General features: G+C 33.8%; 9 protein-coding genes. 2 read left to right on the top strand and 7 right to left on the bottom strand.

Going from position 1 to position 13516, the window contains the following annotated elements; translation table 11 throughout:
* Window position 1 precedes the first annotated feature (1 nt).
* From HNP35_RS15845 to HNP35_RS15820, 6 genes are all read right to left on the bottom strand, one after another.
* Window positions 2-1618 (bottom strand): CTP synthase, encoded by a 1617-nt coding sequence (locus HNP35_RS15845; RefSeq protein ID WP_184164189.1) that lies wholly within the window; start codon window positions 1616-1618, stop codon window positions 2-4.
* A gap of 241 nt (window positions 1619-1859) precedes the next feature.
* On the bottom strand, window positions 1860-2093 hold the full coding sequence (locus HNP35_RS15840) for a DUF3820 family protein (protein ID WP_184164186.1): 234 nt from the start codon (window positions 2091-2093) through the stop codon (window positions 1860-1862).
* A 294-nt stretch (window positions 2094-2387) separates the two neighbouring features.
* Entirely contained in the window at window positions 2388-4316 is a 1929-nt protein-coding gene (gene nagB, locus HNP35_RS15835; RefSeq protein WP_184164183.1) for a glucosamine-6-phosphate deaminase, read from the bottom strand.
* Between the two features lie 33 nt (window positions 4317-4349).
* Complete coding sequence (locus tag HNP35_RS15830; protein WP_184164180.1) at window positions 4350-5723, bottom strand: sugar MFS transporter; 1374 nt, start codon at window positions 5721-5723, stop codon at window positions 4350-4352.
* A 164-nt stretch (window positions 5724-5887) separates the two neighbouring features.
* On the bottom strand, window positions 5888-6769 hold the full coding sequence (locus HNP35_RS15825; RefSeq protein ID WP_184164175.1) for a sugar phosphate nucleotidyltransferase: 882 nt from the start codon (window positions 6767-6769) through the stop codon (window positions 5888-5890).
* 7 nt (window positions 6770-6776) lie between these two features.
* A complete protein-coding gene (locus HNP35_RS15820; protein ID WP_184164172.1) occupies window positions 6777-7868 on the bottom strand; it encodes a mevalonate kinase family protein in 1092 nt (363 codons plus the stop codon).
* A gap of 232 nt (window positions 7869-8100) precedes the next feature.
* Here HNP35_RS15820 and HNP35_RS15815 point away from each other — a divergent pair, with 232 nt between their 5' ends.
* The gene (locus tag HNP35_RS15815) at window positions 8101-9141 is read left to right on the top strand and encodes a LacI family DNA-binding transcriptional regulator (RefSeq protein WP_184164169.1); all 1041 of its coding nucleotides are present in this window, start codon (window positions 8101-8103) and stop codon (window positions 9139-9141) included.
* A gap of 13 nt (window positions 9142-9154) precedes the next feature.
* Here the strand turns inward: HNP35_RS15815 and HNP35_RS15810 are convergent, their stop codons facing one another.
* On the bottom strand, window positions 9155-9805 hold the full coding sequence (locus HNP35_RS15810) for a sugar-binding protein (protein WP_184164166.1): 651 nt from the start codon (window positions 9803-9805) through the stop codon (window positions 9155-9157).
* Between the two features lie 644 nt (window positions 9806-10449).
* Here HNP35_RS15810 and HNP35_RS15805 point away from each other — a divergent pair.
* Window positions 10450-13512, top strand: coding sequence for a SusC/RagA family TonB-linked outer membrane protein (locus HNP35_RS15805; protein WP_184164163.1), 3063 nt, complete (start codon window positions 10450-10452; stop codon window positions 13510-13512).
* Window positions 13513-13516 lie beyond the last annotated feature (4 nt).

The following is a 13516-nucleotide window of genomic DNA, read 5'->3' as shown; positions in this document are numbered from 1 at the left end:
ATTACTGTTTTTTATGTGCATTTACTGCAGCTGCCACAAAGTTTACAAAAATCGGATGCGGGTTTGCAACTGTACTTTTGTATTCTGGGTGGTATTGTACACCAATGAAAAATGGGTGATTTTCGAGCTCTACGATTTCTACTAAACCTGTATCAGGATTAACTCCAGAAGCTTTCAAACCTGCTTTTTGCAATTCATCAGCATACTTATTGTTATACTCATAACGATGGCGGTGACGCTCCGAAATAGTTTTTTCTCCGTAAATTTTGTATGCTAAAGTGTCTGGCTTAATATCACATTTCCAAGCACCTAAACGCATTGTTCCACCTTTATCAGTTACATTTTTCTGCTCTTCCATCAAATTCACAACAGGATGAGGCGTTTTATCGTTCATCTCTGTAGAATTCGCTTCAGCGTAACCTAAAATATTTCTAGAATATTCGATAACAGACATTTGCATTCCTAAACAGATTCCGAAGAAAGGAATATTGTTTTCACGTACATAACGAACCGCTTCGATTTTTCCTTCGATACCTCTTTCACCAAAACCTGGAGCAACTAAAACTCCATCAAGAGCTCCTAATTTCTCTTCCAGATTTTCTGCATTAATGTGCTCAGAGTGAATTGAAATTACGTTTACTTTAGTTTCATTTGCAGCACCTGCATGAATGAACGCCTCTAAAATAGATTTGTAACAATCCTGCATTTCTACATATTTACCAACCAAACCGATGTTTACAGTTTGCTTTGGACTTTTTAATCTTTTTAAGAAAGTATTCCAGTTTTTAAGATCTGGAGATGCTTTTTTAGGCAAATCTAATTTCTTTAAAGCCACAACATCTAATCCTTCTTCAAGCATTAAATTTGGAACTTCATATATTGTAGAAGCATCAATTGACTGAATAACTGCTTCTTTCTTAACATTACAGAATAAAGCTAATTTCTGGCGTAATTCCTGAGACAATTCATGCTCCGTTCTACAAACCAAAATATCTGCTTTAATACCACTTTCCATTAAAGTTTTAACAGAGTGCTGAGTTGGTTTTGTTTTCAATTCACCGGCAGCTGCCAAGAAAGGAACTAACGTTAAATGAATAACGATTCCGTTATTTTCTCCTAACTCCCAAACTAATTGACGAACAGATTCTATATAAGGTAGCGATTCGATATCACCAACAGTTCCACCAATTTCAGTAATAACAATATCATAATCGCCAGATTTACCTAGCAATTGCATTCTGTCTTTGATTTCGTTTGTGATATGAGGAACAACTTGAACCGTTTTTCCTAAAAATTCTCCTCTTCTTTCTTTTTCAATAACCGAAAGATAAACTCTTCCTGTAGTAACGTTATTAGCCTGAGAAGTAGGAACGTTCAAGAAACGCTCGTAGTGTCCTAAGTCTAAGTCTGTCTCTGCTCCATCATCTGTCACATAACATTCTCCGTGCTCATAAGGATTCAAAGTTCCTGGGTCAACGTTAATGTATGGGTCAAATTTCTGAATAGTTGTACGGTATCCTCTTCCTTGTAACAATTTTGCCAAAGACGCCGCGATAATCCCTTTTCCTAATGAAGAGGTCACACCTCCTGTAACAAAAATATATTTTGTTTGATTCATTCTGTTGTTTGTTTGTAAGTAGTTGTGTAAAAAACTTGGCAAAAGTACAAATTTAATTAGACAATTTATACAATAGAGTTCTTAGATTTTTAGAATTTTAGAATGTTGATTTTTTATATTTTTCAAATCAAAAGAAAACCTTCTTGTATATTAATCTTTATTTATTGTTTGAAAGATTTTAAGATATAATAATTAAAATTTTACCCAATAAACTAAAAATCCTACAATCTAAAAAAGCACTTTAAATTGGCTTCGGATATTGCTTCTTTATATTCTGAATCAATTCTTCCAAACCATTCAACTTCAATTCATAAACCAATTGCAATTGCTGACCCAATTCTCCTTTAGGAAATCCTTTATTGTGATACCAAACCACATAATATTCAGGTAAATCAATTAAATATTTCCCCTCGTATTTCCCGAAAGGCATTTTAGTGTGGGCTAATTTTATGAGTTGTTTTTTGTCTTGATCCATAGTTTTAGAAGAGGAAAGAAGCAAGATGAAAGACTGATGTTCCCTTCTTTCTTGCTTCAATTGTATGCAAAACTATTACTATTTTTTCTTTTGCAACAGATTAAATTGATTATTACAAATTAAAAAACTTAGCATCTCAGAACCTCAGCTCCTTAGATCCTTAACAAAAAAAGAAGCAAGAAAAAAGAACCAATTATCGCCCTCTCTTCCTGCTTCAAAAATATTTTTAAAGTTTTCAATCGCAGATTTCAGTCACAGTTTGAAACTGAATACTGACACTGCAAACTGAGACTTTTAGTAATGCCATCTCACGAAAGCCTCCATTGCAGCATACGTTGCCAAACCTAATTGGTGGTATAACTCAGCTGTTTCACGGTTTCTGTCTTCTGCTCTCTGCCAGAACTCTCTTGCGTCTGTTCCTTGAAAAACAACTCCATCTTTTTGAGATTGGTGTTTGAAGATTCCGTGACGTTTTGCTAAAACTTGGTCTGGACTCATCGGAACTGCCATTTCAACTTCGTCAATTCCCCATTCTTGCCATGCTCCACGGTACAACCATAACCAACAGTCGTTCATGAATTCTTTTGGTTTTAAAACTTTTACTGCTTCAAAAATAGCATCCAAACAAACTTTATGCGTTCCGTGTGGATCTGCTAAATCTCCAGCTGCATAAATTTGGTGCGGTTTAATTTTTTCAATTAAATCAACTGTTAACTGAACATCTTCTGGTCCGATTGGTTTTTTCTCGATTGTTCCAGTTTCGTAGAAAGGCAATTCCATAAAGTGAATTTGAGAATCTGGAAGACCAACAAAATAACTTGTAGCTCTAGCCTCTCCTTTTCTGATTAAACCTTTAATGTAACGAACTTCCGGAATGTCGATTTCGCTGTTCTTTTTATTCTGTAAAAATGCTTCTGCTTTTTTGTAGATATTATCTGCTTCTTCGCTTTTGATTCCGAATTTCTCGTTGTAATCAATTACGAATCTTGCAAAACGTAGCGCTTCATCATCTGCAACTGCAATATTTCCAGAAGTTTGGTAAGCCACATGCACTTCATGCCCTTGCTCTTGAAGGCGCATAAAAGTTCCTCCCATACTAATGATATCGTCATCTGGGTGTGGACTAAAGATTAATACACGTTTTTTAGCAGGTTCTGCTCTTTCAGGACGATGTGTATCGTCTGAATTTGGCTTTCCGCCTGGCCAACCTGTAATTGTATTTTGTAATTTATTAAAAATCTTAATGTTAGTATCATAAGCTGGACCTGAATCTGCTAACAAATCACTCATACCATTTTCGATATAATCCGCATCTGTAAGCATTAAAATTGGTTTTTTAAGATCTAATGCTAATCCTAAAACTGCTTTGCGAGTTAATTTATCTGTCCAGACAATTTTCTCAACCAACCAAGGTTTGTTTACTCTCGTTAATTTTGAAGAGGCTTCTTTATCTAAAATAAAAACTGCATTATCATGCTCTTGCAAAAATGAAGCTGGAACTCGGTTTGTAACCTCATCCTCAACCGATTTTTTAACAATGTTTGCTTTTCCTTCACCCCAAGCCAATAAGATTACTCTTTTTGCCTCCATGATTTTTTTAACTCCAAGCGTAATAGCTGTTCTTGGTGTATTATTTAAACCAAAGAAATCTTTACTTGCTGCAACTCTCGTAATATGATCCAATGCTACCAAACGAGTTTTAGAGTTTTGAAGCGAACCTGATTCGTTAAAACCGATATGTCCATTACCTCCAATTCCAAGAATCTGAAGATCGATTCCGCCTAAAGCTTCGATTTTAGCTTCATATTCGTGGCAATAATCTGCAATTTCTTCTTTTGTTAAAAGTCCGTCTGGCACATGAGCGTTTTCAGGTAAAATATCGACATGATCAAACAAAAGTTCTTTCATGAAACGAACATAACTGTTGATTGAATTTGGTTCCATTGGATAATATTCATCCAAATTAAAACTGATTACGTTTTTAAAACTCAAACCTTCTTCTTTATGCAAGCGCACTAATTCGGCATAAAGTCCTTTTGGAGAAGAACCAGTTGCCAAACCTAAAATACAAGGTTTTCCTTCACTTTGCTTTTCTTTAATTAAAGCTGCAATTTCTTGTGCTACTTCTTTTGAAGCTTCTGTTGAATTTTCAAAAACAACTGTATTAATGTTTTCGAATCGTTTTTCGAAACCTGTTGCCTTGTCGATTTTACTTTTTAACATGATATATTAATTTTTATTTTTTTCCTTTTGAAATTACCATTTTCTGTATTTATGCCCTTTTAAAGCATAAAACAAAATCATTATATAAGATGGCAGTAACATTAAATAAGCAATCTGATTTCCGCTTTTTGATACGTTTTGCATATTTTTTGCAACAATATCTGCATTTATTGTTTCGGTGATCATTCCATAAAATAATGGAAAAACAGCTCCACCAATAATTCCCATAATCAAAATGGCACTTCCTATTTTCGTGTATCCTCCTAAATCCTGCAAAGCCATTGGCCAAATTGCCGGCCAGCATAATGCATTTGCCAATCCTAAAAGCGCTACTAAAAGCACCACTAACGGAATATTTGGAGTTCCCGGAACTTCAACCATAATTTTTGGAGAAATCAAAACAATTGCCAAAACCAGCACTATTCCCAATACTCCAGAAACCTTTAAAGCTTTAACCTGAGAAACATATTTAGGTATTAAAACAATTCCAAGAACATATCCAATTACCATTGCCGACATTGTAAACGAAGTCAGTTTTAGATAAAAATTTCCATCTTCACCATAAACACCTAGCTGTTTTCCAAAAGCCCCAATCGAATCTCCTGCTAAAACTTCGGCAGATAAATACAACATTAAAGTGATTACTCCTAAAACCAATTGCGGATATCTAAAAGCATTTTTAATCTGTTTAAAAACACTTAGATTTGACACATTTCCTTCTTCATCCAAATCAATTTCTGGTAAAGGAGAAAATTTCACCAATAAAGCTAAAACAGTAATAATCAACCCCATATAAAGATACGGTGTTTGCAATTGTAAAGCAAGAGAATTTAATGCCGTATTTTTTGCAGCTTCGTCCATTAAGGCAATTTTTTCTGCGGTAAAGTCCTGCATATTAGACAAAACCAACACTGTCAAAACAATTGGCGCTACAAATCCAGCCAGTTTATTTGCAATTCCTAAAACACTAATTCTCGCTGCAGCACTTTCTCTTGGTCCTATTACTACAACATACGGATTAGAAGCGGTTTGCAAAACAGCCAAACCAGTTCCCATTATAAATAAGGCAATTAAAAACAAAAGAAAAGTTCGGCTAGAAGCAGCTGGATAAAACATAAACGCACCAGCGGCGATAATTAATAATCCAAGTGATATTCCGTTTTTATATCCCACTTTTTCAATAATATAAGAAGATGGAATTGCCATTACGAAATAAGCAATATAAAATGCGAAGGTTACGAAGTAAGCCTGAGAAGATGTCAATTCGCAAGCTAATTCAAAAAACGGAATTAACGGTCCGTTTAGCCAGGTTACAAATCCTAGAATAAAAAACAATAACGTTAAAATGACCATCGGAACAATGGCACTCTTTTTTTCTGCTTGTAATGTACTTTGAATGTTTGTCATAATTTTTGGTTGATTGGTTATAGATTTAATAGACTCAAAATCTAAATTAGAATCAACTCTCACATTATTGATTGCGTAATTTATGCAAATATCTGCATTTTTTTTGCAAAACAAAAGTACTACATTAAATTTCCTTAATTTCTAATTTAGATATGAAAGTTTTGTTAATTTTTGCTATTCCAGTTTAAATCAGGGTAATATTTTGCCAAATATGTTTTTACATCGGCAATATCTTCTTTTGCAGTTAAGTCTGGAACATGCTCAGAAAACGGAATTCCGACAGTGGTTTGCGGATTTTCCTTAACGGAGTTTAAAAGTACTGTTGGCAATTCCTTTTCATCACGTTCTGGATGAACCGGACAATTCTTAAGATGTGTGTACAATGTTTTGCCATTAAACTTAAAAGCATTCATACTCACTCTTATTTTTCCCTCTGAGTCTTTATATTCTTCTAAAATATCTTCTGAAGGTTTTTCTAATATATCTAACAGTTGATTATTCTGATCTAATTTTGCAATTGCGAAACGAGAAATACGTTCCAACGGAAAATCCATAGCATCACGATCGTAACTAATAAATGCGTTTGGACTTTCGGTTTCTCTTAATGCACGCAAGGCTTCTGCGGAATACAAATTATCGCTATTGCAAACCGAGTAAAACTGAGAATTTAATTCTGGATATTGTTCTACCGCCTGAAATAAAGCATCAGCAGTGCCAAAAGGTTTTATTCTTCCTTCTGGAATGTATTGAACCGCAAAAGAAATAGAAAGTCCGTGAAAGTCATTATTTTTCATTTGGCTTCCATAAAACTCTTTAAACAATTCTCCTTGTTCACCTATAATAATATAGATGTTTTTATATCCAGCTTTTTTTGCATTCCATAAAAGATAATCCAAAAGAGGTCTTCCGCTAGCGCCAACACCAATTAAACCTTTACTTCTTTCGTTTGCCTGAGCAATTTCTTCTGGAGATAAATTATCTAAAACCGCTTCTTTTTTCATACGAGAAGAAGCTCCGCCGGCTAGAATTACTAAATTGTTGTGCATTTTTATTTTAAATTTCAATATTATCAATAATTCGTACTCCCGGATCTACATTCACCACATAAGCTTCTTCGGCTCCAGCATCTAAAATTGCTTTTATCACAGCATCTTCTTTTTGAGGATCAGCAATAACAACAATACTTCCTCCTCCACCGGAACCCACAATTTTTGCTCCGTATGCGCCCGCTTTTAGAGCTGCGTTAATCATTGCGTCAATTCTCGGAACCGTTATTTTAAGAAGATCTCGTAAAATTTCATGATGACCATTCATCAAAGCGCCAATTTTTTTAAGGTCTAAAACAGGTTTTTCAAATTCTTTTAATGCTTCTTTAGTGTAATGATAGTTTTTGATGGCTGCTTCAAAATAAGGAATCAATCGATCTGGAAGACAATTTCTATATTTATTCAAATCTTCTATCTCAGAAGCATTCAGATCAAATTCGGGATAGTTTTGTTTTACAACATCAATTGCCATTAAAGCATTTCCTTTTAATTCGCCAATTAATCCGATTGTCTCTTTTGGAACTCCAGAAACTCCTGTTATCAAACCTTTTAATTCTGTTCCTATAACATCAAAAGAAAAAGGTTTTTTAGTATTGATGTATACGATATTTCCAACACCAATACTGAAATGATCCATCATACCGCCAGGTTCTCCATGTTCTAAAACTTCAGATTCGTATCCTAATTTTGAAAGGAAATCTGGTGTAACTTCATGATCAATTCCAAAGGCTTCTATTAGAAAACGAATCCAAGCCATTAATAAAGCAGACGAACTCGATGTTCCCGAATTTATCGGAATATCTCCAGTAATTGTTATCGTATAACCTGTAGTCGGTTTACAGCCGTATCTGCGCAGAACACGTAATGCTGAAGCAAAATAATCTCGTGCTTCTAATTTTTCAAATGTGGCATGAATATCTATAGTCCGAATTTCGTCTATATCAATCATATTGAGCACAAATGTATCGGTCTGATTTTCTTTGGCAATTAGCTTAATATTTCTATCTATGGCGCAAGCTATAACAGGAAGTCCTAAGTAATCTTGATGATCTCCAAAAAGACAGGTTCTCCCTGGCGCTGAAGCGGTAATTTTCTTCATTAAAAACAAGATATTAAAATACTAAAAAACAGCGTTTTAAAGTATATTTTGATTAGTAAATTTATTCTGATTTTGGGTTTTGATTGTACGAAACTATAGATTATATTTTGATAAAACAAATAAATTCAGAAAAAATGTGCTCGAACACACTAAAAAATGTTCTCGAGCACATTTTGAAAATTAGCTAAATTATATTCCGAAAAAATTAAATGTAATTTATATATTTGCTTATATGGATAAAAAATATACTATTAAAGACATTGCGCAAATGGCCGGAGTTTCTAAAGGAACTGTCGACAGAGTTTTGCATAATAGAGGAAAGGTTTCTCCTGCGGCGCTGGAAAAAATTAATGAGGTCTTAAATGTTATTGATTACGAGCCTAATTTAATTGCACGAAATTTAAAAAACACCAAGATTTACAAAATCTGTGTCTTACTTCCTGATCCTGAAATAGATTCGTATTGGCTTCCTTGTGTAAATGGAATTCAAGATGCGGTAAAAGAATTCAAGCCTTACAGCGTTAATATCTCTATTCAATATTTTAATCCCGAAAGTAAAAAATCGTTTGTAAATGCCAATAATGCAGTTTTAAGCCTTGAGCCAGACGCAGTTTTAATTGCTCCTGTCTTTCATAAAGAAACCATTGAGGCTGTTAAAATTTACGAAGAATCCAATATAATTGTCAATACTTTCAATAATCAGATTGAATCTAATACTGTGAAATGTTTTGTCGGTCAGGATCTTTACAAAAGCGGTCGAGTTGCTGCAAGTCTAATGAATTTAATTTTATCTGAAGGACAAATCGCTATTGTTCATATTGATGAGAGCCTGAAAAATGCAGTTCACATGCAGGAAAAAGAAAAAGGTTTTAGAAGTTATTTTGAAGAAAAAAAACTAAATAATTTTTCGCTGACAACACTAAAACTAAAACACCCAAATGTTGAAAGCAAGTTTTTAAATTTCCTTGAAGAAAATCCGCATCTAAAAGGTATTTTTATCACAACCTCAAAAGCTTATCAAATTGCTACAACACTTTCTGAATTAAAGCATAAAAAAATAGCCTTAATCGGTTACGATTTAATTGAAAAAAATGTGAATTACTTAAATCGGGGATTATTGCATTTTTTAATCCATCAAAATCAGAAAAGACAGGCTTATTTAGGCGTAAGCACATTGGCAGAACATTTCTTATATAGTAAAGAAATTCCCGAAACTATTTTATTGCCAATTGACATTATTAATGTCGAAAATGCTGATTTTTATATCTATTAATTTCTTTCAAAAATTACTCCTCAAGAATAAATTTTCCGAATGAAGATGCGGTATGAAAATTAGGGGTTTCTGTATTAGGATTTACCCAGGAAATCCATGTTGGCTCGTATTCCTGCTTTTCATTTTGAGAAAATTTAGCTCGATAAACGCCTGTTTCAATAACATTATCTCGAATTAAATCTAATTCTTTTAATGAAGTCATGCTTATTTTTCCTTGAACGATAAATGAATCTAGATTTTTAAAAGAATAGATTTCTAAATGTCCTTTTGGCCACTTCCAATCGTAATCAAAATTCCAATTTGGGTAAGCTTCAAAATCTAGAATTCGAGTATCAACATCCATTTCTAGACAATAATACGGACTCAGTTTTTCGTCTTTTCTAAAAAAAAGCTCTACTCTATCTGAATTACAAATACTGTCTGTAGAATCGTCTTTTCGATCAATATATACTTCTGTGTCAAAAACCTGAAAATTAAAATACAAATAATCTGAATTCCATCTTGCTCTAAACTCAATTTTCGAAAACGAATCTTCTTTCCAAGGCGAACAAAAGTCTGCTAAACAGTTTGCTTTTGCCCAAAAATCTGGGTCCAATTTTTCAATTGTAACTTTTTCATTTTGTTTAACTAAATTGACTTTGTAGGCTTTTAAATCTGAACTCATTTTTTCGGTTTTATTTTGATTTTCTAAAATAAAAAATCTTGCTTTTCAAATTGTATTTTCAAGAAGTTGAAAATACAATTTTTCTATCTCTTTTGAAAAAGCTAATATAAGGCAATCTTTCTCAAAAAATCAAACGTCATTTTTTTTCACTTCTTCGAACAAAAAAAATGAGAAAGAAAAAACTCACATATTTTACTTTTAAAAATACTTAATCAATTCTTAGCTTTAGAATTCAACAATTGCGAAATTCTCATCAAAAAACCAATCTGTTTTATATTCTTTAAAAAAGAAAACTACCCGCTAAGAATCCGATTAAATCTAACAACTGTCGATTTTACATTTTATTTTAAAAAATCTTCAACTTTTTTATCACAAAAAAATCAATTGCACAATTTTATGTGCTCGAGAACATAAATTTTGTGTGTTCGAGCACATTTTTTGTGTTTTTTCTTGTTTTATAATTTTTTAATCTCTAGTTTCGTCGAACAATTAGAATTTTGAGGATAAAATTTGCATTCATTTTCGATCATTTTTAGCTAAAAAAAGGAATTCAAAAACATCAACAAAACCAAAATTTTAAGGTCTAGAAAAGAAAAAAATCAACTAAACAAAAACTCAATTATTAACCAAAACCTAACCAGAGTATGAAAAAAGTATTCGCTAAAAAGTCTAGCACTTTTAGAATGCACTCAGTACTTGAAAAAAGCTTAAAAACTGCTTTGTTTTCATTGTTGTCTTTAAGTATTCAAGCAGCGTCTGCAGCGCCGATTAGTGAAAATGCTTTAAACAAAACCAGTTTATTAGCATTTCAAAAAGTAGTAAAAGGGCAAGTAGTAGACGAAAAAGGAACTCCAATTCCTGGGGTAAATGTTGTTATTAAAGGAAGTAAAACTGGTGTTCAAACCGATATTGATGGAAGTTTTGCAATAGAAGTTCCAAGTTCATCAACAATTTTAGTGTTTTCATTTCTTGGAATGCAAGAACAAGAAGTAGCTGCTGGAAACTCTTCATTAAAAATCACAATGAAAGAATCTGGACAACAGATGGACGAAGTAGTTGTTGTTGGATACAGCAAAGTTAAAAAGGAAAGCTTGACAGGATCTCTTCAAACTTTAGACAACAAAAAAATCGTTGACGTTACAACTCCAGCTGTTGAAAATATGCTGGCAGGAAAAGCTACGGGTGTTTTTGTAAACACGGGAGGCGGTCAGCCTGGTTCCGTTGGAAAAATCATCATTCGTGGTAGAACAACCGTAAACGGAAGCACAGATCCGCTTTGGGTAATTGATGGTGTTATTGTTGGAAATAGCTCTGGAAATATGAACCCAGCCGATATCGAAACTCTTACTGTTCTTAAAGATGCGGCTTCTACAGCGGTTTACGGTTCGCAAGGTGCAAACGGAGTTATTGTGGTTACTACAAAAAGTGGTAAAAAAGGAAAATCTACAATCAATTTTTCTGCAAGAACTGCAATGACTACAATTAATAACGGAAATTTTGATATTATGAATGGCGCAGAATTATATGATTTGTATGATTCTTTTGCTAACAAAGAAGATTTTCAAAATGTTTGGTGGTGGACTCCAGAATTACGAAACAAAAACTACGATTGGTGGGACAACGGAAGTAAAACTGGAATAGCAAACGACTATAATTTATCTATTAGCGGAGGTGGCGATAACTTTAAAAGTTATGTTTCTCTTGGCTATTATGATGAAACAGGAGCTATTAAAGGCTATGATTATAAAAAGTATAATGGTTTAATGAAATTTGAGTATAAAGCAAATAATTGGCTTACAATACGTCCTCAAATAAACTTAACCAAAGAGACAACTTTTGATCAACAACATTCTGTAGGTGCTTTGTACGGAAATATGCCTTGGGATAGCCCTTATTTGGAAGATGGAACTTTGGTTGGAAATGCTCCAAACCCAACTTGGGTAAATACAACAGGTTCTAATTATTTATATGATTTGCAATGGAATTATGGCGAATCTGAAAGTTACACTGTTCGTGCCAACATGGATTTTGATATCAAACTTACAAGCTGGTTGACTTTTGCTTCTGTAAATAATTATATTTTTGGAAGCTATACCTCAACCTATTATTCAGATCCAAGATCTTCTTCTGGAGAAGCCGTTAAAGGAAGAATTGAAGATTATTTCAGCAATTACAATCGAGTTTACAGTAACCAGCTTTTAAGGTTTAATAAAACTTTTGACAAACACAGTTTTAATGCTGTTGCGGGTTACGAGTGGAATGAATACAACTCTAAATACAGTAATGGCATAGCAACTGGAATTCCACCTGGAATTATTGTTGCCGATGCAGCTGCAGTTCCAGAAAAAGTAGGAGGCGGAAGAGCGCAATGGGCAGTTCAGTCTTTACTTTCTAATATTAACTATTCTTATGATGACCGCTATTTGGCACAAGTATCTTTCCGTCGTGACGGTGCTTCAAACTTTGGAAAAAATGCACAATATGGAAATTTCTTTTCTGTAAGCGGTGGATGGAACATTCATAAAGAAAGCTTTTTTCACGCTGACTTCATTCATAATTTAAAATTAAAAGCAAGCTATGGTTCGGTAGGAAACAGACCGAACAGCTTATACCCTCACCTTCCGTTGTATTCGTTCTCTCAAAGTTACAATGAAAATCCAGGCGCTTTAATTTCGCAGTTGGCAAATGCAGATTTGAGCTGGGAAAAAACATATACTGGCGACATCGGATTGGATATTGGATTGTTTAATCGTGTCAACATTACTTTAGATTATTACAACAAAAACACTTCTGATCTTTTATACAGAGTGCCTCTTCCGGGTGTAATTGGAGTAACTAGTATTTGGAGAAATGTTGGAGCTGTTAATAATAGAGGTTTTGAAGCTTCAATAAATGTAGACATCATCAAAAATGATAATTTAAAATGGTCTATTGACGCCAACATTGGTACAAACAAAAATAAAGTAACAAGTCTGTACGGCGGAAAAACTCAAATTATTGTTGGTGACGGAAGCGGTATTGCTGGTTCAGCATCAAAATTGCTTACTCCGGGAATGGATGTTGACAGCTGGTATTTGACAGAATGGGCTGGTGTAGATCCAGAAAACGGAAGACCGCAATGGATTACAACAGACGCAAGTGGAGCACGTGTTAAAACATATAATTACGCAGATGCTTCTAAAAACCAAAAAGTAATTGGTGCTTACACTCCTGACTTTTTCGGAGGTTTTTCTACCAATTTAAATTATAAAAAATTCGATTTTGCTGCTATTTTCAGTTATTCTGTTGGCGGAGAAATCTATAACTACGCAAGAGCAGAATTTGATTCAGATGGAGCTTACACAGATCGTAATCAAATGAATTTGCACAGTGGCTGGAGCCGTTGGGAAAAACCTGGAGATATTGCTACACATCCACAAGCGATTTACAACAATCCAAGCAATTCAAACAAAGCTTCTTCTCGTTTCTTAGAAACTGGAACTTACCTTAAAATGAGAAGTGTGACTTTGGGTTATAATATGCCTATTGAAAGTCTTTACATTTCAAATTTAAGATTATATATCGCTGGAGAGAATTTATTCACAATTACACATTATTCTGGAGTTGATCCTGAAATTCCGCCAATTAACGGCGCTATTTCTGGTGTTGCTACACAGGTATATCCTTCAACAAGAAAAGTGGTATTAGGACTTAATTTAACTCTTTAAAAAC

Origin of the sequence: Flavobacterium notoginsengisoli, from assembly GCF_014207905.1 — a bacterium.
Lineage (GTDB): Bacteria > Bacteroidota > Bacteroidia > Flavobacteriales > Flavobacteriaceae > Flavobacterium > Flavobacterium notoginsengisoli_A.
The sequence above is the reverse complement of the archived record's forward strand: the minus strand, read 5'-3'. Positions and strand labels throughout refer to the sequence as shown.

Bases quoted from the DNA above. Each gene is read 5' to 3' on its own strand.
- nagB (WP_184164183.1), bottom strand. From the start codon at position 4,316: ATGTTAAAAAGTAAAATCGACAAGGCAACAGGTTTCGAAAAACGATTC.
- HNP35_RS15825 (WP_184164175.1), bottom strand. From the start codon at position 6,769: ATGCACAACAATTTAGTAATTCTAGCCGGCGGAGCTTCTTCTCGTATG.
- HNP35_RS15810 (WP_184164166.1), bottom strand. From the start codon at position 9,805: ATGAGTTCAGATTTAAAAGCCTACAAAGTCAATTTAGTTAAACAAAAT.
- HNP35_RS15820 (WP_184164172.1), bottom strand. From the start codon at position 7,868: ATGAAGAAAATTACCGCTTCAGCGCCAGGGAGAACCTGTCTTTTTGGA.
- HNP35_RS15845 (WP_184164189.1), bottom strand. From the start codon at position 1,618: ATGAATCAAACAAAATATATTTTTGTTACAGGAGGTGTGACCTCTTCA.
- HNP35_RS15815 (WP_184164169.1), top strand. From the start codon at position 8,101: ATGGATAAAAAATATACTATTAAAGACATTGCGCAAATGGCCGGAGTT.
- HNP35_RS15840 (WP_184164186.1), bottom strand. From the start codon at position 2,093: ATGGATCAAGACAAAAAACAACTCATAAAATTAGCCCACACTAAAATG.
- HNP35_RS15805 (WP_184164163.1), top strand. From the start codon at position 10,450: ATGAAAAAAGTATTCGCTAAAAAGTCTAGCACTTTTAGAATGCACTCA.
- HNP35_RS15830 (WP_184164180.1), bottom strand. From the start codon at position 5,723: ATGACAAACATTCAAAGTACATTACAAGCAGAAAAAAAGAGTGCCATT.